This window comes from Hydrogenophaga luteola (assembly GCF_042648585.1).
Classification (GTDB): Bacteria; Pseudomonadota; Gammaproteobacteria; order Burkholderiales; family Burkholderiaceae_C; genus Hydrogenophaga; species Hydrogenophaga luteola.
Window position 1 is genome coordinate 606,134 of the sequence record NZ_JBHRXX010000001.1, and the last position, 20,755, is coordinate 626,888.

Annotated in this window: 20 protein-coding genes; 16 read left to right on the forward strand and 4 right to left on the reverse strand. The window is 69.1% G+C overall.

Features of this window, described 5'->3' with window-relative positions; genetic code table 11:
* Positions 1–97: 97 nt before the first annotated feature.
* Both ACFOPI_RS02895 and ACFOPI_RS02900 read right to left on the reverse strand, forming a co-directional pair.
* Positions 98–433 (reverse strand): flagellar basal body protein, encoded by a 336-nt coding sequence (locus tag ACFOPI_RS02895; protein ID WP_382170545.1) that lies wholly within the window; start codon positions 431–433, stop codon positions 98–100.
* A 90-nt stretch (positions 434–523) separates the two neighbouring features.
* The gene (locus ACFOPI_RS02900) at positions 524–1,498 is read right to left on the reverse strand and encodes a helix-turn-helix transcriptional regulator (RefSeq protein WP_382170547.1); all 975 of its coding nucleotides are present in this window, start codon (positions 1,496–1,498) and stop codon (positions 524–526) included.
* Positions 1,499–1,590: 92 nt separating this feature from the next.
* Between ACFOPI_RS02900 and ACFOPI_RS02905 the strand changes: the two genes are divergently transcribed.
* Positions 1,591–2,241 carry a LysE family translocator gene (locus tag ACFOPI_RS02905; protein WP_382170549.1) on the forward strand — a complete coding sequence of 217 codons (651 nt, stop codon included), beginning with the start codon at positions 1,591–1,593 and terminating at the stop codon, positions 2,239–2,241.
* Between the two features lie 19 nt (positions 2,242–2,260).
* Here the strand turns inward: ACFOPI_RS02905 and ACFOPI_RS02910 are convergent, their stop codons facing one another.
* Positions 2,261–3,064, reverse strand: a complete 804-nt coding sequence (locus ACFOPI_RS02910) for a putative signal transducing protein (RefSeq protein WP_382170551.1) — start codon at positions 3,062–3,064, stop codon at positions 2,261–2,263.
* A gap of 103 nt (positions 3,065–3,167) precedes the next feature.
* Between ACFOPI_RS02910 and ACFOPI_RS02915 the strand changes: the two genes are divergently transcribed.
* Complete coding sequence (locus tag ACFOPI_RS02915; RefSeq protein ID WP_382170553.1) at positions 3,168–3,668, forward strand: acyl-CoA thioesterase; 501 nt, start codon at positions 3,168–3,170, stop codon at positions 3,666–3,668.
* Here the strand turns inward: ACFOPI_RS02915 and ACFOPI_RS02920 are convergent.
* Positions 3,652–4,602: a LysR family transcriptional regulator gene (locus ACFOPI_RS02920; RefSeq protein ID WP_382170555.1), complete on the reverse strand. Its 951-nt coding sequence runs from the start codon at positions 4,600–4,602 to the stop codon at positions 3,652–3,654. The two genes, ACFOPI_RS02915 and ACFOPI_RS02920, sit on opposite strands and share 17 nt — an antisense overlap.
* Positions 4,603–4,818: 216 nt before the next feature.
* On the opposite strand from ACFOPI_RS02920, the gene ACFOPI_RS02925 reads away from it, so the two are divergent.
* The 14 genes from ACFOPI_RS02925 (at position 4,819) to ACFOPI_RS02990 (ending at position 20,751) form a co-directional block, all read left to right on the forward strand.
* Entirely contained in the window at positions 4,819–6,483 is a 1,665-nt protein-coding gene (locus tag ACFOPI_RS02925) for a DUF1302 domain-containing protein (RefSeq protein WP_382170557.1), read from the forward strand.
* A gap of 14 nt (positions 6,484–6,497) precedes the next feature.
* Positions 6,498–7,844, forward strand: a complete 1,347-nt coding sequence (locus ACFOPI_RS02930; protein ID WP_382170559.1) for a DUF1329 domain-containing protein — start codon at positions 6,498–6,500, stop codon at positions 7,842–7,844.
* A gap of 12 nt (positions 7,845–7,856) precedes the next feature.
* Entirely contained in the window at positions 7,857–8,894 is a 1,038-nt protein-coding gene (locus ACFOPI_RS02935) for a WD40/YVTN/BNR-like repeat-containing protein (protein ID WP_382170561.1), read from the forward strand.
* Positions 8,891–11,287, forward strand: coding sequence for an efflux RND transporter permease subunit (locus ACFOPI_RS02940; protein WP_382170563.1), 2,397 nt, complete (start codon positions 8,891–8,893; stop codon positions 11,285–11,287). Before ACFOPI_RS02935 ends, ACFOPI_RS02940 begins: the two co-directional genes overlap by 4 nt.
* Positions 11,284–11,781: a nuclear transport factor 2 family protein gene (locus ACFOPI_RS02945; protein ID WP_382170565.1), complete on the forward strand. Its 498-nt coding sequence runs from the start codon at positions 11,284–11,286 to the stop codon at positions 11,779–11,781. The genes ACFOPI_RS02940 and ACFOPI_RS02945 overlap by 4 nt, the downstream gene beginning before the upstream one ends.
* A gap of 5 nt (positions 11,782–11,786) precedes the next feature.
* On the forward strand, positions 11,787–12,953 hold the full coding sequence (locus ACFOPI_RS02950) for an alpha/beta hydrolase family protein (protein ID WP_382170944.1): 1,167 nt from the start codon (positions 11,787–11,789) through the stop codon (positions 12,951–12,953).
* A gap of 37 nt (positions 12,954–12,990) precedes the next feature.
* Positions 12,991–13,920, forward strand: coding sequence for a VOC family protein (locus tag ACFOPI_RS02955; protein ID WP_382170567.1), 930 nt, complete (start codon positions 12,991–12,993; stop codon positions 13,918–13,920).
* 20 nt (positions 13,921–13,940) lie between these two features.
* Entirely contained in the window at positions 13,941–14,291 is a 351-nt protein-coding gene (locus tag ACFOPI_RS02960) for a Rieske (2Fe-2S) protein (RefSeq protein ID WP_382170569.1), read from the forward strand.
* The gene (locus ACFOPI_RS02965; protein WP_382170570.1) at positions 14,288–15,418 is read left to right on the forward strand and encodes an FAD-dependent oxidoreductase; all 1,131 of its coding nucleotides are present in this window, start codon (positions 14,288–14,290) and stop codon (positions 15,416–15,418) included. Before ACFOPI_RS02960 ends, ACFOPI_RS02965 begins: the two co-directional genes overlap by 4 nt.
* 13 nt (positions 15,419–15,431) lie before the next feature.
* Positions 15,432–16,589 (forward strand): MFS transporter, encoded by a 1,158-nt coding sequence (locus ACFOPI_RS02970; RefSeq protein WP_382170572.1) that lies wholly within the window; start codon positions 15,432–15,434, stop codon positions 16,587–16,589.
* Positions 16,586–17,380 (forward strand): cyclase family protein, encoded by a 795-nt coding sequence (locus ACFOPI_RS02975; protein ID WP_382170574.1) that lies wholly within the window; start codon positions 16,586–16,588, stop codon positions 17,378–17,380. The genes ACFOPI_RS02970 and ACFOPI_RS02975 overlap by 4 nt, the downstream gene beginning before the upstream one ends.
* Entirely contained in the window at positions 17,377–19,041 is a 1,665-nt protein-coding gene (locus ACFOPI_RS02980) for a methyl-accepting chemotaxis protein (protein ID WP_382170576.1), read from the forward strand. Before ACFOPI_RS02975 ends, ACFOPI_RS02980 begins: the two co-directional genes overlap by 4 nt.
* 149 nt (positions 19,042–19,190) lie before the next feature.
* Positions 19,191–19,763: a cupin domain-containing protein gene (locus ACFOPI_RS02985; protein WP_382170577.1), complete on the forward strand. Its 573-nt coding sequence runs from the start codon at positions 19,191–19,193 to the stop codon at positions 19,761–19,763.
* Between the two features lie 19 nt (positions 19,764–19,782).
* Positions 19,783–20,751, forward strand: a complete 969-nt coding sequence (locus ACFOPI_RS02990; RefSeq protein WP_382170579.1) for a fumarylacetoacetate hydrolase family protein — start codon at positions 19,783–19,785, stop codon at positions 20,749–20,751.
* The last annotated feature ends 4 nt before the right edge of the window (positions 20,752–20,755 follow it).

Below are 20,755 nucleotides of genomic sequence, written 5' to 3' on the forward strand. Positions count from 1 at the left end.
CCGCCCGTGACATCCGCCCGCCTGTTGTGGCGGGGATGGCGCATGGTCACGCAGGAGGCGTGCGTGCGCGACTACCTGGCCTGAGGGCCGGGGCGCGTCAGACGCGTTCGTCGAACAGGGTGCCGAGCATGTCCTGCTCGGTCTTCACCACCTGCAGGTTGGCGGCGAAGCTGTAGAGCGCCATCTTGCCGCCGACCAGGTCATCGGCGAGATGGCCCAGGTCGCCACCTTCTGCGGCGGCCTGCGCTTCGCGCTCGACGCGCGCCGTCACGCCCCCCGATTCGGGGTTGGCCGTTTGCACCACCTGCTGGCGCTGGAAGCCGGGTGTCTGGGCGTTGGCGATGTTGTGCGCGCCCACGTCCAGCCGCAGCTGCGCGGCGCGCATCCCGCTCAGGCCGATGGCGGAGGCAGACGATCCGATGGGCGAGGTCATGGTGTGGGTCCGGTTGGGCTGGGCGCAATGGCCCAAAGGAGCTATCGGCGGCTGGTGCGAAAACTGTAGGCACACAAAGGAAGGTGCCTGTCAGCGGGGCTGGCCGTAGCGCCCCTGCACGGACACCAGCTCGTCGAGGATCCGCCGCCGCAGGGCCGCTGGTGCCAGCACCTCCACCTCGCCGCCATAGGACAGCAGGCGTCGGGCACCCTGCTCGATCGATTCGACGGGCAGTTGCACCGTGGTCCAGCCCGGTCGTGGTGCTGTCCCGGCCGGCACCGCGCCTGGCACAAAGGGGTGGCGCTCGTTGCGCAGCCAGCCCAGGGCCCGTGGCGAGACGCTGACCACCGCCTGCAGCTGCCGCAGGCCGGTCTCGAAGCGGTCGATCGAGGCTTGCCAGTGTGCCGCCAGATCGAACTGGCGAGGGCGACGGAACCGGGTGGGCAGCGGCCGCAGGGACTGCACCGCGGAAATCCGGTAGGTGCGGACCGCATCCTGCCCAGAGGTGCGCGCGGCCAGGTACCAGGTGCCTGCCTTCATCACGAGCCCCAGCGGCTCCAGTTCGCGCTCAACCGTGCCACGCCAGCTTTCGTAGCGCACCGCGATACGGCGCGAATGCCAGACCGCGTCGGCCAGGCCACGCAGGTGCTCAGGCGTCTCGCTGCTGCGGTACCAGTCCACCGGATCGATGTGCAGCCGCGCGCCCACGCGCTCGGCCTGCTGCCGCCATTCGGCCGGCAAGGACGCGACCATCTTCAAACGTGCAGAAGTGGCTGCCGCACCCAGACCGAGATCGGTGGCTGCTGCCGGCAGCCCCGCCAGCAGCAGCGCCTGCGATTCGGGTTCGGTGAGGCCGGTGAGCGTGGTGCTCCAGCCCTCGCGCAGCTGAAACCCGCCCGTGCGCCCCGGCTCGCCCCACACCGGCACCCCGGCGGCCGAGAGCTGGTCGATGTCGCGCAGGATGGTGCGGGTGGACACCTCCAGCGTGCGCGCCAGTGCGGGCGCGGTCATGCGGCCGTGCGACTGCAGCAGCATGAGGATCGAAAGCAGTCGGCTGGCTTGCATGGTGCCGGGCGATGGTGCATCGCTAAAACATGACAGAAGGTGTCATGGTAAGAGGCGCAGTATGCGCCGGTCATCCCTCACCACGCTGGTCCATGGAAAACCTGATGCTCTCCGACCTGTCCCACCTCTGGCTGTTCTTCGTTCTGGTGCTGGGCATCATTGCCCTGCCGGGCATGGACATGGCGTTCGTGCTTGGCAGCACGCTGGCCAATGGCCGACAGGGTGGCGCCGCGGCGCTCGCGGGCATCGTGGCGGGCGGTGTGGCACACACGGTCATGGCTGCGCTGGGCGTGGGCCTGGTGATGAAATCCGTGCCCGGCCTGTTCACGCTGATGCTGGTTGGGGGCGCGCTGTACCTGGGCTGGATCGGCGGGTCGCTGGTGCGAGGCGCTTCGGCGCTGGGCGAGGTGGGCGCCAGCCGGTCACGACCGGCCGCCGCCTCTTTCCGGCAGGGCCTGGTGACCTGTCTGCTCAATCCCAAGGCCTATCTGTTCATGGTCGCAGTGTTCCCGCAGTTCGCACGGCCCGAGCTGGGCCCGGTGCTGCCGCAGGCGGTGGCGATGGGCGCCATCGTCGCGGTCACGCAGGCGGCCGTCTACGGCCTGGTCGTGCTCGGCGCGGACCGGGCCCAGGCGGCCCTGCGCGGCAGCGGCCGGGCGCAGGTCGGCGCCATGCGCGGGGTCGGGCTCGTGCTGATGGGCGGCGCGGCGTGGATGCTCTGGCAGGGGCTGGTCCCCATCTGAGGCGTCGGCCTGAACCGCTTCAGGGCGTCGGCGCGATCCGGTCGGTGCGGGTGATCTGGCCCAGCGCGTTGTAGTGCTCCCGGGTGTCGAGCACGCCGTCCAGGTCGGTGTCGCGCTCGACCTTGTCCAGCCGCCCCAGGCGCAGGTGCTCGATCCGGACCGGTTGGCCGCTGCGCGGTTCGAGCGTGTCCATCCGGGTGGGCACGCCATGGGTGTAGTGGGTGACGGAGTCGATCAGGCGGTCGCCATCGGTGTCGGCCTCGGTCCTCTGGGCCTGGTTCATGCGGTACCAGGTGCGGGATTCGAACTGGCCGTCGAAGTCGTCGTCACGCTCCTCGGTGTCCAGCACGCCCGAAGCGTCGTAGTGCAGCCGCAGGTCCATGCGGCTGTCGAAGTTGCGGTCCTGTACGACCCCCACGATCTGGTCGGCCAGCGAGAGCTCCCAGCGCTCATCCACCAGGCTGTCCCGGTTGTGATCGAACTCGGTCTGGCCCGTGGGCAGCCGGACCACAGCGAGACAGAGACCTGCGCCCAGCACGAGTCCGCCCAGCCCCCAGCGCCAGCGCGACCCGCTCACCACCGTGCGGGCGGCATGCGTCGCAGGTTCCGCCACCTGCGTGGCCTCCCAGCGCGCGATGGCGGCCCGGGCGCGCTCGAAGTCCACCTCATCGACATCCAGCCGCACCAGACCGGCTGCCGGCAGCTCACCCATCGCGCCCGGCAGGAAGCTGCCCATGACCTGGGCGGTGATGCCTTCCTGCTTCAGCACATCGGCCAGCATGTGGGCTTCCAGGGCGTTGGCGGCTACGTAGACTGTTTTCATGCCGCGACTCTATCGAACGCCTGTCGCCCTGCCAGCCAACTGGCAGCCAGAACTGGCACGATCACTGCTTTGATCGACTCAACACCGCCACCCGAGAGACCCCATGGAACTCCCCGCCCACCAGCTGAGCATGACCGTGCTCATGACGCCCGACACCGCCAACTTCTCCGGCAACGTGCACGGCGGCACCATCCTCAAGCTGCTCGACCAGGTGGCCTACGCCTGCGCCAGCCGCTACGCAGGCACCTATGTGGTCACGCTCAGCGTCGACCAGGTGATGTTCCGCCAGCCGATCCACGTGGGTGAGCTGGTGACCTTTCTGGCCTCGGTCAACCACACCGGCACCTCCTCCATGGAAGTCGGCATCAAGGTGATCGCCGAGAACATCCGCACCCAGGACAAGCGCCACGTCAACAGCTGCTTCTTCACCATGGTCGCGGTCGACGAAGACCGCAAGCCCACGGCCGTGCCACCGCTGCGGCCGTTCACCCCCGACGAACGCCGTCGGCACGAAGGGGCGGAACTGCGCAAGGCCATGCGGCGCGAGATGGAGCAGCGCTTTGCCGCCATCCGTCTGCCCGAGCGCCCTAGCGGATCGGCGTGAGCGGCGAGCCCGGCTCGCCAGGGCAGGGGCCCATGCCGGCCGCGGCCTCGCGCAGCAGGTCGCGCAGCCAGATCAGGCCCGGGTCGCGGCTACGGTACTTGTGCCACTGCATGGACTGCTGCAGCTTCTTCATCGACAGCGGCACCGGCAGCAGCGCAATGGGCAGCGTGCCCCGCAGCAGGTGAGCGAGCCGCGCGTGCGAGGTGGCGATCAGGTCGGTGCCGACCACGAGGTGCAGCATCGCGCTGAAGTTGTAGGTGGTGATGCCGATCTCGCGGCTCAGGCCGTGGTCGTTCGCCAGCCAGGTGTCGAACACCGGCAGACCGCCGTCGGCCGGGACCATCGCGACATGGCGCGCCTGCAGGTAGCGCTCCATCGTCAGGGTGCCTTGCGCCAGCGGGCTGTCCTGCCAGACCACGCACACGAAGCGGTCGTCGAACAGCGGGTCCAGCGGGTGGTCCGGTGAACAGAAGTTCGACGGAATGATCAGCAGGTCGGCCTCCCCGCGCTCCAGGCTGCGGTGGGGCTGGCCCACCTGCTGCTTGAAGTTGAAGCGCACCCGGCTGCCGCGCTGGTGGGCCAGCGCCAGCATGCCGGGGATCAGCACCTCCATCGAATAGTCGGACACGAACAGCGTGAACTCGCGCTCCGACTCGGTCGGGTCGAAAGCGGGCCGCGCGGCGACGGTGGTGTCGATGCGCACCAGCACGTCGCGCACCGCCTCGTGCAGCAGTTCGGCGCGCGGCGTCAGCTCCATGCGCCCGCCCACCTGCACCAGCAGATCGTCGTCGAAGTACTGGCGCAGCCGCGAGAGCGCGTTGCTCATGGTGGACTGGCTCAGGAACACGCGTTCGCCCGCTCGCGTGACGTTCTTTTCGGTCAGCAGGGCGTCGAGTGCGACGAGCAGGTTGAGGTCGAGTTTCTTGAATCGCATGGTGGGGTGTCGGCGGCAAGTGTGCATCAGCCCCGACCGGGGGGCCAGGCGATGCGCAAAGGGCACAAGGGTTTGCCCTGATATTTCAAAAGTGGATGGAAAGGATCGGAACAATCCATTTCCCAGGGCGTTGATGGCTCCCTAAAGTCGCGGCTCGTTTGATCTGGATCAAGTGGTCCAGGCCAGCGAAAGCCCACGACAACAAGGAGACAAGCCATGCCCGATCGAGCGAATGCCCGACCCGCCGCCCCGCGCCGGACGCACGGACGCCGCACCCTCACGCCCCTGCTGCTCGCGCTGCTGGCCGCCCCCGCGGCCCAGGCGATCGAGATCGACACGGGGAACCCCGACTGGACCCTGCGCTGGGACAACACCGTCAAGTACAGCCTGATGCAGCGCCTGAAGGACGCGTCGCCCACGCTGTCCGCGCAGGTGCCGCTGACCGTCAACCAGGACGACGGCGACAACAACTTCAAAAAGGGCCTGGTGTCCAACCGGCTGGACCTGCTGACCGAGCTGGACCTGGCCGGCCCGGGCTACGGCGCCCGCCTCAGCGGTGCGGCCTGGTACGACAGCGTCTACAACGGCAAGACCGACAACGCCGGCTTCACCGCCAACCACCGCCCCGGCACCGCGTTCGCACCCGAGACCCGCGACCTCATGGGCCGCAAGGGCGAGCTGCTCGACGCCTTCGTCTACGGCAAGTTCGATCTGGGTGACCGCCCCGCCTCGGCCCGCCTGGGCCGCCACACCCTGCTCTGGGGCGAGAGCCTGTTCTTCGGTGCCAACGGCATCGCCGGTGGCCAGGCGCCGCTGGACCTGATCAAGCTGCTGTCGGTGCCCAACGCCACCTTCAAGGAAGTGGCGCGCCCCACCGGCAAGCTCTCCGGCCAGGTGCAGCTGACGCCCGACGTGTCCCTGGGCGCCTACCTCGCCTACGAATGGGAGAAGACCCGCCTGATGCCGGCGGGTGCCTACCTCTCCGGCAGCGACTCGCTGGGCCCCGGCGCCGAGCGCATCCTGGCCGGCCCCACGGCCAGCTTCGAGCGTCAGCCCGACCTGGACGCCAGGGACAGCGGCCAGGGCGGCGTTCAGCTGCGGTTCCGCGCGCCGTCGCTCGACACCGACTTCGGCCTCTACGCCATCCGCTACCACGCCACCACGCCGAGCAACATCAACACCGTGCTCAACGGCGTGCCGCCGGCGCTGGTGCCCAGCAGCTACCGCTGGATGTACCACGAGGGCGTGCGCGCCTTCGGCGCCAGCTTTGCCAAGTCGGTCGGCGAATGGGGGCTGGCGGGCGAGGTCTCGGTGCGCCAGAACACGCCGCTGGCCAGCTCGGGCCAGGCCTCGCTCGCGACCATCCGCGTCAACACCGGCCTGAACAACAACAGCAACCCGGGCTACGCCGTGGGCGAGACGGCGCACGCCCAGGTCTCGTGGATCGCGTCCCTGGGCCCGTCGTTCCTGTCGCGCGAAGCCTCGTTCGTGGGCGAGGTGGCCTGGAACACCCGGCTGAAGGTGACGCGCAACGAACAGATGCTCAACCCCAACGCCGACAAGTCGGCCGTGGCCACGCGCATGGTGTTCTCGCCCAGCTACCGCCAGGTGCTGCCCGGTCTGGACCTCTCGCCGTCGATCGGCCTGGGCTACACCAAGGGCAAGTCCTCGGCCGTGGGGCCGGGCTTCGGCGTGGACGGTGGTGGTGACCTGAGCCTGGGGCTCAACGCCGTCTACCTCGGGTCCTGGAACCTGGCCATCAACTACGTGCACTTCCTGGGCAAGGCGGCGCCCACGCTGGACGCCGCCAACAACGCCGTGTACCGCCAGGCGCTGAAAGACCGGAACTACCTGACCGTGTCGCTGCGCACCACCTTCTGACTGAGGAGACCAACATGAAACAACCGCAACTGTGGACGGCGGCGGCGCTGCTGCTCGCCCTGGGCACGGCCCACGCCGGCGTGACCGCCCAGGAGGCCGCGCGCCTCAAGACCGACCTGACCCCGCTGGGCGCCGAGCGCGCCGGCAACAAGGACGGCAGCATCCCGGCCTGGACTGGCGGCTACACCACGCCCATTCCGGGCTTCAAGAACGGCGGCCGCCGCGGCGATCCGTTTGCGAACGAGAAGCCGCTCTACAGCATCACGGCCGCCAACATGGCCGAGCACGCGGCCAAGCTGACCGAGGGCACCCAGGCCCTGCTCAAGAAGTACCCGCAGACCTTCCGCGTCGACGTCTACAAGACCCACCGCACCGCGGCGGCGCCACAATGGGTCTACGACAACACCTTCAAGAACGCCACCAGCGCGAAGATCGAGGGCGGCGTCGTCGCCGGTGCCTTCGGCGGCATCCCGTTCCCGATCCCCAAGACCGGTGAAGAGGTCATGGCCAACCACGAGCTGCACTGGCGCGGCGAGGCCTGGCAGGCCGACTTCCGCGGCTACCTGGGCACGGCCAGTGGCCAGCGCGTGCTGTCCGTCGAAGGGCGCGGCGACTTCCAGATGCCCTACTACGCCAACGGCGACGCCGACAAGTTCAATGGCGGGTACTGGGCGATCCGCCTGGTCAACAGCGGCCCGCCGGTGCGGGCCGGCGAGGCCATCACCGGGGTTCTGAACCTCGACCAGGACAAGAGCGCCTCGTGGGTCTACCTGACCGGCCAGCGCCGCGTGCGCAAGCTGCCCAACGCCTGCTGCGACACGCCCACCCCCGCCAGCGCCGGTGTGGCCAGTTTTGACGAGGTCGACGTCTTCGCCGGTCGTAACGACCGCTTCGACTGGAAGCTGGTCGGCAAGCAAGAAATGCTGATTCCCTACAACAGCAACCGCCTGCACACCCCGGCCAAGGACAGCGACGTGCTGCTGGCCAACCACCTCAACCCGGACCACGTGCGCTGGGAACTGCACCGCGTCTACGTGGTGGAGGCCACGCTCAAGGCCGGCCAGCGCCACCAGGCGCCCAAGAGCCGCTATTACGTGGACGAGGACACCTGGGTGGCCGTGCTGGGCGACCGCTGGGACGCTAAGGGTCAGCTGTGGAAGACCATCTGGTCGCACCCGGTGGTGATGCCCGATTTGCCGGCCACCACGCCGCAGCAGCAGTGGGGCTTCAACGACCTGATCTCGGGCGCCTGGTACGCCAGCGGCGTGGTCAACGAGCGCAACCAGCACTACAAGATCGTGCCGCGCCGTCCGGACAGCTTCTTCACCCCCGACGCCATGGCCGGCGACGGCGTGCGCTGAGCGGGAAGCACCATGCGTCTGCCCTTTCTCCTGGCCGTGGTGTGCGCGGTGGCCGGTGCCGGCCCTGCGCTGGCCGGCCCGCCGGTCGGTGATGCACTGCAGCGTCCGGCTCTGAGCGTCAAGGCGCCGCAGCGCGCCGTGTTGCTCGCGGCGGCGCAGGCCGGTGCGCGCACCGTGGCGGTGGGCGAGCGCGGCATCGTGGCCCTGAGCGACGACCGCGGCACGACCTGGCGCCAGGCCCCCAGCCCTGTGAGCGTGACGCTGACCATGGTGCGTTTTGCCGACGATCAACACGGCGTGGCCGTGGGTCACGGCGGCACGGTGCTGACCACCGACGACGCGGGCGCCAGCTGGCGCCTGCGCCTGGACGGCCGGCGCCTGGCCGAAATCGCCAAGGCCACGGCCACTACGCCCGCCGCGCAGCAGGACGCGGAGCGCCTGGTCGCCGACGGACCCGACAAACCCTTCCTCGACGTGCTGCAGTGGGATGCGAAACGCCTGCTTGCAGTGGGCGCCTACGGGCTGGCCTTCTACAGCGCCGACGGCGGCGAGAGCTGGGCGCCCTGGATGGACCGCCTGCCCAACCCCAAGGCCCTGCACTGGTATGTGGCGCGGCGCGCGGGCGACACCCTGCTGCTGGCCGGCGAGCAGGGCCTGCTGGCCCGCTCCAGCGACGGCGGCCAGACCTTTCAAGCCATGAACTCCCCCTACAAAGGCAGCTGGTTCGCCGGCGAGATCCGCGCCGACGGCCAGGCGGTACTGGCCGGCTTGCGCGGCAACGTGTGGCGCTCCACCGATGGCGGCGCGCAGTGGACGCAGCTGGCGTCGCCGGTGCCGGCCACCATCACCGCCATGGCCACCGCGGCCGACGGCGGCTTGCTGCTGGCCAGCCAGGCCGGCGTGGTGCTGCGCCTGCAGGGCGACGCGCTGGTGCCGCTGAAGGCACCCCCGGTACCCATGCCCGCGGCCCTGCTGCCGCTGCAGGGCGGGCCGCTGCTCACGCTGGGCGTGGCCGGCGTGGTACCGGTGGATGCGGGAGCGCTTCAATGAGCACTCAGACATTCGATCCACGCTCCGGCTCGCTGATCGAGCGCGCGCTGTTCAACCACCGTGGCATCGTGGTGCTGCTGTGTGCGCTGGTCACGCTGCTGCTGGGCTGGCAGGCCACGCGCCTGCAGCTCAACGCCAGCTTCGAAAAGACCATCCCCACCAGCCATCCCTACATCCAGAACTTCCTGGCACACCAGAACGAGCTGAGCGGCCTGGGCAACGCGGTGCGCATCGCGGTGGCCCAGCCTGAAGGCAGCATCTACGACGCGAAGTACCTGGACACCTTGCGGCGCCTCTCCGACGAGGTGTTCCTGCTGCCCGGCGTGGACCGCGCGCGCATGAAGTCGCTCTGGACTCCGAGCACGCGCTGGGTCGGTGTGACCGAAGATGGACTCGAAGGTGGGCCGGTGATCCCCGACGGCTTCGACGGCTCACCGGCCAAGCTGCAGCAACTCGCCGCCAACGTGGCGCGCTCGGGCGAGATCGGCCAGACCGTGGCGCGCGACGCGAAGTCGTCGGTGATCTTTGTGCCGCTGCTTGCCAAGGACGCCGAGGGCCAGGCCATCGACTACGCCCGACTGTCCACCCAGCTCGACGCGCTGCGCACGAAATACGAGGCCGAAGGCGTCACGGTGCACATCACCGGCTTCGCCAAGATCGTGGGCGACCTGATCGACGGCGTGCGGGCGGTGCTGGTGTTCTTCGCCATCGCGGTCGCCATCGCCACCGCCATGGTGTTCTGGTACACGCGCTGCGTGCGCTCCACGCTGCTGGTGGTGCTGGCCTCGCTGGTCGCGGTGGTCTGGCAACTCGGGCTGCTGCCGCTGCTGGGCTACGCGTTGGACCCGTACTCCATCCTCGTGCCCTTTCTCGTCTTCGCCATCGGCATGAGCCATGGCGCGCAGAAGATGAACGGCATCATGCAGGACGTGGGCCGCGGCGTGGACAAACTCGTGGCCGCGCGCTTCACCTTCCGCCGCCTGTTCCTGGCCGGGCTCACGGCCCTGCTGGCCGACGCGGTGGGTTTCGCGGTGCTGCTGGTGATCGACATCCAGGTCATCCGAGAGCTGGCGATCGCCGCGTCCATCGGCGTGGCGGCGCTGATCTTCACCAACCTCATCCTGCTGCCCATCCTGCTGAGCTACACCGGCGTGAGTCCGACAGCCGCCGCGCGCAGCCTGCGCGCCGAGCAAGCCGACGCCTCCGGCGCCGCCAAACACCCGATGTGGGCCTTCCTGGACCGCTTCACGCAGCGCCCCTGGGCCACGGTGGCGGTGCTGGCCGGGCTGGTGATGGGCCTGGGCGGTTTCGCGGCCAGCACGCAGCTCAAGATCGGCGACCTCGACCCCGGTGCGCCCGAGCTGCGCGCAGACAGCCGCTACAACCGCGACGTGGCCTTCATGAACGCAGCCTACGGCGCGGGCAGCGACGTGCTGGCCGTGATGGTCAAGACGCCCGAGGGCCGGTGTTCGGCCTACGAGACGCTCAACAAGATCGACGCGCTCGAGTGGGAGCTGCGCCAGATCGACGGTGTGGAGAACACCAACACCCTGGCGCTGCTGAACCGCCGCGTGCTCTCGGGCCTGAACGAAGGCAACCCGCGCTGGTACGAGTTCCTGCCCAACCAGGACATGCTCAACACGGTGACGGCCGGTGCGCCGCGCGGCCTGTACAACGACGCCTGCGGGCTGCTCACGGTCTACGTCTACCTGCGCGACCACAAGGCCGACACGCTGGCCCGCGTGGTGGACCACGTCGAGGTCTTCGCCCGGGTCAACAACACCGCCGACACGCAGTTCCTGCTGGCCGCCGGCAGCGCCGGCATCGAGGCGGCCACCAACATCGTGGTCAAGGACGCCTGGCGCACCATGCTGTTGCTGGTCTACGGCGCCGTGGTGCTGCTGTGCTTCATCACCTTCCGCTCCTGGCGCGCGGTGGTGGTGGCGGTGCTGCCGCTGGTGGTGACCTCGTTCCTGGCCGAGGCGCTGATGGTGGCGCTGGGCATGGGCGTGAAGGTCGCCACGCTGCCGGTGATCGCGCTGGGCGTGGGCATCGGCGTGGACTACGCGCTCTACATCCTGTCCATCACGCTGGCCCAGCTGCGCGAAGGCAAGAGCCTGTCGGACGCCTACTACCGGGCCCTGCTGTTCACCGGCAAGGTCGTGATGCTGACGGGCATCACGCTCGCGGTCGGCGTGATCACCTGGGTCGCCAGCCCGATCAAGTTCCAGGCCGACATGGGCCTGCTGCTGGCCTTCATGTTCCTCTGGAACATGCTCGGCGCCTTGGTGCTGTTGCCCGCGCTCGCGCACTTCCTGCTCAAGCCCCGGGCGCAGGCCGCCGCTGCCCCGGCGTCCGCATCCACCGCTTTTCACCTGAGGACTTCGCCATGATCCCTTCCTTGCTCCGCCAATCGCTGCTGGGCCTGTCCATCGTGGCCAGTGCGTCCGGCGCGGGCGCCGCGGAGTCGCCCGATGCCGTGTTCGACCGATACGTGGCCGCCGTACATGCGGGCGACATGGCGGCGGTGCGCGCCCTGATCGCGCCCGACGTGGAGCGCTCCGACTTCGTCGGTTGCCGTCCCGAGATGGACAACCCCGCCTGCCTGGCGCACTACATCGAGGCCACCGTGGTGAAGCCGCAGGCGAAGCTGACCCTCGTCAAGCGCCGCACCGCTGGCGACACCGTCACGGCCGATCTGGAGGTGCGCAGCCCGCTGTACACGCAGGCCGGTGCCGAACGCATCTTGGGCCAGGACATCGTGCGTGTGGGCAACGGCCTGATCCACGGCTTCCGCTTCGTGCCCGACTTCCGCGACGAGCCCACCGCCGTCTTCTTCGGCACGCTGGGCATCGGCCCGCGCGCCGCCAAAACCCCTTCCAAGTGAGCACCATGTTCAAGTACTTCCCCACCAACTACGTCTGGAACCTCTCGGTCAACCTCGCCATCGAGATGGGCGCGCGCATGGGCGAGATCGAAACCATGTGCGGTCCGTTGCAGGAGGCCGCCAAAGCCCCCGACGCCGCCGGCACCCAGGCCTTTCGCGAAACCTGGGTCCGGATGGCCGACCAGCTGTGTGCGCTGGCTGCCGAAGACGAGGCGAAGGGCCGCACCTTCTCCGCCGGCGAAAAGTACCGCCGCGCGTCCGGCTACCTGATCACGGCCGAGCGTCTGCAGGCGCACGATGCCCCCGGCCGCCTGGACCTCTACCAGCGCGAACTGGCGCTGTTCCACAAGGGCGCCAGCCTGATGCGCGACCGCGTCCAGCGCGTCGAGATCCCCTACGAGGGTTCGCACATCTCCGCCCTGTACTTCCCGGCCGAAGGCCTGCGACCCGGCGAGCGCGCACCGCTGCTGGTGCAGCTCAACGGCCTGGACTCCACCAAGGAGATGAAGTACCTGGTCGGCCTGCCCGCCTGGCTGTCCAAGCGTGGCGTGTCCTCGCTGATGGTCGACCAGCCCGGCACCGGCGAAGCCCTTCGCCTGCAGGGCCTGACCGCGCGCTACGACGCCGAACACTGGGCCAGCCGCGTGGTCGACTGGCTGGAGCAGCACCCCCAGGTGGACCCGAAGCGCATCGGCTGCGAGGGGGTGTCGCTGGGCGGCTACTACTGCCCGCGCGTGGTGGCCATGGAGCCGCGCTTTGCCTGCGGCGTGGCCTGGGGCGCCAACCACGACTGGCGCGACGTGCAGAAGCGCCGTCTGGAAAAGGAAGGCGACTTCCCCGTGCCGCACTACTGGGCCCATGTGTGCTGGGTCTGGGGCGCCAAGGACATCGACGACTTCATGCGCATCGCCGAAGACGTGCACCTGGACGGTGTGGTCGAGAAGATCCGCGTGCCGTTCCTCGTGACGCATGGTGAAAAGGATTCACAGATCCCGCTCAAGTGGGCGCACCGCACCTACGAACAGCTCGTCAACAGCCCCAAGCGCGAACTCAAGATCTTCACCGACCGCGAAGGCGGCGTGCAGCACGCCAGCTTCGACAACAGCATCAACGCCGGCCACTACATCGCCGATTGGGTGGCACAGACCCTGGGCGGCCGCTCGGCCGCCTGAAACACCACACACACCACCGCACACAAGGGAACCTCACATGAACATCATCGGACTCGACGCCCTGGTCTTTGGCGTGGACGACCTCGCCGCTTGCCGCCAGTACCTCATCGACTACGGCCTGCGCGACGCTGGCGGCGACCGCTTCGAAGCACTCGACGGCACCGCCGTCGTGCTCCGCGCGAAGGACGACCCGTCGCTGCCGCCAGGCCTGGGCACCGCGAGCATGCTGCGCGAAACCGTCTACGGCGTGGCCGATGCGGCCACGCTGCAGGGCATCGCCACCGAACTTTCGAAGGACCGCACGGTGACGCACGAGGGTGGCGTGGTGCGCTCGCACGACGACCTGGGTTTTGCGCTGGCCTTCCAGGTCAGCGTGCGCCGCCCGCTGGACCTGCCGGCCGAAACCGTGAACGCGCCGGGCGCGCCGGTGCAGCGGCCGGCGAACACCGTTGCAGTGGACCAGAACGCGCCGGCCCTGCCGCGCTCGCTCTCGCACGTCGTGTACTTCGTGCCCGACACCGAGAAGGCCGAGGCTTTCTACCGTCGGCTGGGCTTTGTCTGCACCGACCGCTTCACCGGCGTGGGCCCCTTCCTGCGGCCCGCCGGCACGCACGAACACCACAGCCTCTTCATGATCCAGACGCCGCCCTTTATGAAAGGCTGCGAGCACTTCACCTTCCACATGGGCGGTCCCACCGATCTGATGCTGGCGGGCTCGCGGTTTGTGGAGAAGGGCTACCAGAGCTTCTGGGGCCCGGGGCGCCACAAGTTCGGCAGCAACTGGTTCTGGTACTTCAACTCGCCGCTGGGCTGCCACGTCGAGTACGACGCCGACATGGACCGGCACGACGAGCGCTGGTCGCCGCGCGAGGTGCCCATGGGCGCCGACGCCTCGCAGCTGTTCCTGTTCCAGCACCGCGAGAAGTGGGCACCGTCCGGCCCGCCGCCCGGCGCCCCCGCGCACTGAAGCACCCCAGGCCACCGACCATGAGGCTGTGTCACATCGACCAACTGCCCGACGGTGCGTCCCGGGGTTTTGACCCTCACCAGACGGGTCAGGACACGGTGCTCGTGGTGCGCCAGGGCGCGCGGCTGTTCGCCTACCGCGACGCCTGTCCGCACCACGACACGCCCATGGCCTGGCGCAAGGACGCCTACCTCGACGGCACGGGCCAGCACATCGTTTGCGCGGCCCATGGCGCACAGTTCGACATCGCCACCGGCCTGTGCACGCTCGGGCCGTGTCTGGGCGAATCGCTCACGCCCGTCACTTTGCATATCCACAACAACGGCGAGGTCCACCTCGCTCCCCAACACCCCTTGGAGACAACCACATGACCCGCTCCGCATCCCGCATCCTCATCATCGGCGGAGGTTTCTCCGGCATGTCCGCCGCCATCCAGCTGCGCAAGCAGGGCGCCGAGGTCGACCTGGTCGAGATCGACCCCGGCTGGCGCAGCTACGGCGCCGGCATCAGCCTGGGCGGCGCCACCCTGCGCGCCTTCCGCACGCTGGGCGTGCTGGACGCCTTCCTGGAGCACGGCAACGCCGCCGACGGCGTGCAAATTTGCCTGCCGCACGGCCCCAAGGTGGCCGAGCTGCCCACGCCGCGCATCGCCGGCCCCGACATTCCGGGCGGTGGCGCCATCATGCGGCCGGTGCTGGCACGCATCCTGGCCGACGCCACACGAGCCAGTGGTGTCAACGTGCGCCTGGGCTGCACCTTCACCGCCATCGAGCAGGACGCCGAGGGCGTGGAGGTGAGCTTCACCGACGGCACCCGCCAGCGCTACGACCTGGTGATCGGCGCCGACGGCCTGTACTCCAAGGTGCGCGAGGCTGTGTTCCCGCAGGCGCCGAAGCCGCAGTACAGCGGGCAGGCCGTCTGGCGCGCCGTGCTGCCGCGCCCCGCCGACATCGAAACCTGCGTCATGTGGATGGGGCCGCGGATCAAACCCGGCGTGAACCCGGTCTCCAAGACCGAGATGTACCTCTTCGTCACCGAGCCACGCCCCACCAACGAGCACGTCAACCCGGCCACCTTCGCCACCCACCTGCGCGGCCTGCTGGCCGACTTCCCGGCACCGGCGCTGCAGACCATCCGCGACCAGATCGGGCCGGACTCGCAGATCGTCTACCGCCCGCTCGAAGGCCTGCTGATGCCGCGGCCCTGGTTCAGCGGCCGCGTGGTGATGATCGGCGACACGGTGCACGCCACCACGCCGCACCTGGCCTCGGGCGCCTGCATCGGCATCGAGGACGCGCTGGTGCTGGCCGAGGAACTGGGCCGCACGGACGCGCTGGGCGATGCTCTGGCTGCCTTCGAGGAGCGGCGCTGGGAGCGTTGCCGAATGGTGGTGCAGAACTCGGCCCGCCTGGGCGAGATCGAGGTCGCCGGTGGCGACAAGGAAGAACACGGCCGCATCATGCGCGACTCGCTGATGGCGTTGGCCCAACCCATCTGACATGGAGACCGCCATGACCACCCGTTCCACCAGCACCTTCGGCCATGTGGCCCTCATCGTGGCGCACTGCGCCGGCATGGTCGACCTCGTCGCGCTGCCCGTCTGGGTCGGCACCCTGATCCAGCACTACAAGCTCGACCCGCAGCAGGCCGGCGGCCTGGTCACGCTGTTCCTGATCGGTGCCGTGCTCTCCAGCGTCTTCCTGGCCTCGCGCTTCCAGCGCGTCAAGGGGCGCTGGGTGGCCGCGGGTGGCTACGCCATCGCCGCCACCTGCTTCGGTGTGCTGTCGCAGCCGCTGGACTACACCACCATGGCGGCGCTGCACGCGGTGGGTGGCCTGGCCGCGGGCGCGGCGCTGAGCGCCACCCACGGCACCATCGCCCGCAGCGCCAACCCGCACCTGAAGTTCGCCATCGTGGGCGTGGGCCTGGGCGTGTTCGCTGTGCTGTTCCTGGGCGCCTCGCCCAAGGCCATTGCCGCAGCCGGCGGCTACATGCTGTTCGCCATCTTTGGTGCGGTGATGCTGCTGGCCGCGCTGGTCTGCGCCATCGGCTTTCCCGAGCCCGAGCGCGATGCCGATACCAACCGGGGTGCGCCGGTGGCCGCCATTCCGCGCGCCGTGTGGTTCGGCATCCTGGGCATCAGCGCCATGGCCCTGGTGCAGTCCATGACCTTCAGCTTCCTGGAGCGCGTGGGCAACGACCGCGGCTTCAGCTTGAACGCCATCACCGGCGTGCTGGTGGTGCTGGGCTTCGTCAACCTGCTGCCGGCGGCGCTGGCGGCCTTCTTCGAGAAGCGCTGGAGCGCGCGCCGTGTGCTGCTGGTGGGGCCGGTGATTCAGGCCCTGCTGGCGGCGACCATCATGAACGCACCTGGCTTCTACGCCTACGCGGCAGCGGCCTCGGTGTTCGCGGCGGTGATGATCTTCACCCACACCTTCGCCTTCGGCCTGATGGCCCGGCTCGAACCCAGCGGCCGCGCCATGGCCGCCACGCCCGCCATGCTGATGGTGGGCGCGGCCATCGGCCCGGTGCTCGGTGGAACCCTTGTCAAGACGGCCGGTTACGGCAGTCTGGGTCTGGCGGCGCTGCTGATCGGCAGCCTGGCCGTCTTGTGCATGTCCCGCCTGCCGGGGCATGCACCTTCTTCCCTCGCCCAGGAGCCCGCATGAAACCCCAGCGCCGCTTCGTCGACCTCTCCATCTACCTGGAGAACGATGTGCTGTCCGACCCGCCCCCGCTGGCGCCGAAGATCACCTACCAGAAGCACGCCGACACCCTGCCCGAGTTCATGGCCATGCTGCCGGGCACCACCGCCGAGGACTACCCCGACGGCGAGGCCGCGGCCGCCGAATGGGTGACGCTGACCACCCATAACGGCACCCACCTGGACGCACCCTGGCACTTCCACTCCACGCAGGACGCGAAGAACGGCGGCAGCCGGCCCAGCATCACCATCGACCAGGTGCCGCTGGAATGGTGCTTCCAGCCCGGCGTGAAGCTGGACTTCCGCCACTTCCCGGATGGCTACGTGGCCACCGCGGCCGATGTCGAGGCGGAACTGGCGCGCATCGGCCACACGCTGGAGCCGCTGGACATCGTGGTGGTGAACACCCGCGCCGGCAGCCGCTACGGCCACCCCGACTTCCTGGGCGCGGGCTGCGGCATGGGTTACGAGGCCACCATGTATTTGCTCGAACGCGGCGTGCGCCTCACGGGCACTGACGCCTGGAGCTGGGACGCGCCGTTCTCGTACACCGCGAAGAAGGTGGCCGAGACCGGCAACAAGGCCCTGATCTGGGAAGGCCACAAGGCCGGGCGCGACATCGGCTACTGCCACCTGGAGAAGCTGCACAACCTGGAGGCCCTTCCGTCCACCGGGTTCACCATCAGCTGCTTTCCGCACAAGATCCGTGGTGCGTCGGCCGGCTGGACGCGTGCGGTGGCCATTTTCGAATCATGAAGCTGGTTGGCTCGAAAGTGCCTTGGCACAAGCGTCCGATGGGTGTGCGCCAGCGCTTGTGGCTGGGTGTCGGTTCGTTGGTCGCGCTGCTGCTGGTGCTGGCTTGCGGAGGCGTGTGGCAACTGCGAGAAATGGGCGATCAGCTGAACACCATCGTGCAAGGCCACGGCCAGCGCGGCGATCTCGCACATCGGCTGCATTCCGCGCAGTTGAAGTGGATGGAGCGGCTGCGGGCCATGCTGGTGCTCAGCGATCCCGAGGACCTGAAGATCCAGCTGGCTGAGTTGAAAGAGGCCGAGAGCCAGTACCTTGCCGCCGAGTCCGCGCTTGCTGCCGTGTTGGTCGATGTCGATGAGGAGGCCGGCATGAGTGACGCGCTGGCGGAAGTGCGTCAGCTGCGCGAGTCGATCACACCGGTATACCAGTCTGCGATGAACAGCATGCAGGGTGGCGCAGGGGGGGAGGGGGCGCTGGCGCTGATGCTGCCGGCTGAAACGTCCGAGGCCCGGTGGCGTGGTCTGATCGACACACTGGTGGAAAGCGCCAGCCAGGCCACCCGTGCCGAGTTCGACCGGGCCATGCAGCGCCAGCGCCTGGCGACGCTGGGGCTTGCTGGCGTCGGCGCATTGGCCATCACAGCGGCGCTGTTGATGGCCATAGGACTTGTGCGTGGCATCACGCGGCCGATTGCATCGGCCGTCGGCGTGGCTGAGTCCATCGCCGAAGGCCGGCTCGATACACCGGTCGACACCGGGCGCCTCGACGAGTTCGGCCGTTTGGCCAACGCAATGGCGACGATGCAGGACCGCCTGCGCATGACCGTGCGTGCCATGGCAGGCTCGGCCGATGGTGTGCTGGCTGCCAGCGCCGAGATCGGGGCCGGCAGCCAGCACTTGTCCGACCGAACCGAACAGGCCGCTGCGCATCTGGCCGAGACAGCTTCAGCCGCGCGCGGTCTGCGCTCGACCTTGGCTGCTGGAGTGGACGCCGCGCGTGAGGCCGCCGCCCTTGCGGGCGGCGCGCAAAGCGATGCCCAACTGGGCCACGCTGCGGTGGCACGTCTGAAGACGCAGATGCAGTCCATCGAGGTTGCTGCGCGACGCATCACGCAGATTGTCGAAGTCATCGATGGCATTGCCTTTCAGACCAACTTGCTGGCGCTCAATGCCTCGGTCGAGGCTGCGCGTGCGGGCGAGCATGGCCGCGGCTTCGCTGTCGTGGCGGACGAGGTTCGCGAACTGGCCAAGCGCGCAGCGGGGGCTGCAGGTCAGATCAGGGGTTTGAGTGCCGAGGCGTCCGAGCGTGTGGGCCAGGGTGCGGCCAGCGTGGTTGATGTGAATGACAGCGTGGACCGCCTGGTCGATATCTCCCGCGGCGTGGCACAAACGGTGGAGAGCGTCGCCACCAAAACGGCCCAGCAGAGCGAGGTGCTGGCCCGCGTTGACAGCGCGATACAGCAGCTGGATGGCAGTACGCAGGAGAACGCGGCACTGGCCGAGCAGTTGACTGCTGCCGCCACCTCGTTGCAACAGCGGGCCGCCGAGCTGCAGGGCGTCATCGCCGGTTTTCAGATCGGTGCGCAGGAGCAGGAGGCACTGAATGTCGAGGCGACGGAAGAAGCGCCCGAGCCTCCCTCTGGCCTGACCGGAGCTGCGGCATGAACGCTGTTCGTGCCGCAGCGCCAGCCCCGGCCCTTCGTCGAGAGTACCCATGCTAGATGCTGAAGGGCGCCTCCGGCGCTGACCGCCGTGCCGGAGTGATGCGTCTGTCGAACTTGTCCGCCCACGACCCTATTCCAAAGGAGTTCCTCATGTCTTTTCCCCCCATCCACCGCGTCGTCACCGGCCACTCCGCCGACGGCAAGGCCGTCGTCACCAGCAACGGCCCGCTGCCCACCGTGGTCGAGATCACCGCGATTCCGGGCACGCTGTTTCACGAGGTCTGGAGCACCGCCGCCACACCGGCCCTGGTGGACAACGGCGCCGACCCGACGCTCGGCCCGCTGATGCTGCCGCCGCCCAAGCAGGGCACGCGCATGCGCTTCGTTGACATCCCGCCCGACACGGCGGAGTTCCTGGCGCAGGGCGCCGGCAAGATGAAAGACGCCTTCGCCCAGATCGGGGACGAGAAGGCTTCGACCGTGAAGGCCCACTCGCCGCACCCGCTGATGCACCGCACCGAGAGCGTGGACTACGGCGTGGTGATCGAGGGCGAGATGACCCTGGTGCTCGACGAGGGCGAGGTGCTTCTCAAGCCCGGCAGCGTGGTCGTGCAGCGCGGCACCAACCACGCCTGGGCCAACCGCTCGGGCAAGCCTTGCCGCATGCTGTTCGTGCTGATCGACGGCACCTACGACCCGGCCATCGCCCGGTCCCTGGCCTGATGGTATTGAAGGAGTTCCGATGAAATTCGCCACCTTGCGCGACGGCAGCCTGCTGCTCGTCTCCCGTGACCTTACCCGCGCGGTGCGCGCCGCACCCGTCGCGAGCAGCCTGCTCGACGCCCTGCAGCGCTGGGACGCCGTGGCCCTGCCACTGGCCGACCTGTACGAGTCGCTCAACGCCGGCGCCGCGCCTGGCGCTATCGACTTCGACCCGGCCGCCTGCACGGCGCCGCTGCCCCGCAGCCCGCAGTGGCTTGACGGGTCGGCCTTCCTGAACCACGGCCGCCTGATGGAGGAAGCCTTCAACTCGCCGCCCATCCCGCTGTTCGACAGCGTGCCGGTGATGTACCAGGGCGCGAGCGACGACTTCCTGGGCCCGCACGACGACGTTCCCCTGCCCAGTGAGGCCGATGGCATTGATTTCGAGGGCGAGTTCGGCGTGGTCACCGGGCCGGTGCCGATGGGCGCCTCGCCCGAGGCCGCGCTGGCCTGCGTGCGCCTGGTCGTGCAGATCAACGACTGGAGCCTGCGCGCGCTGGGCCCGCACGAGATGAAGACCGGCTTCGGCTTCCTGCAGGCCAAGCCCTCCACCGCCTTCGCGCCGGTGGCGGTCACACCCGACGAACTGGGCGGTGCCTGGCGCGACGGCCGGGTGCAGATGCGGCTGCAGGTGCAGTGGAACGGCGAGCGCTTCGGCGAACCGCACGGCGGCGAGATGAACTTCCACTTCGGCCAGCTCATCGCCCACGCCGCCCGCACGCGCCGCCTCACCGCCGGCTGCATCGTCGGCTCGGGCACGGTCAGCAATGTGGCGCGCAGTGCGGGCTCGGCCTGCATCGCCGAGCGCCGAGTGATCGAGAAGATCGATCAGGGCGAGATCCGCACCGGCTTCATGAAGTTTGGCGACCGCGTGCGCATGCAGGCCGTGTTCGAGGATGGCCGTCCCGGCCCCTTCGGCGTGATCGACCAGCGCGTGGTGGCGGGGTGAAGGG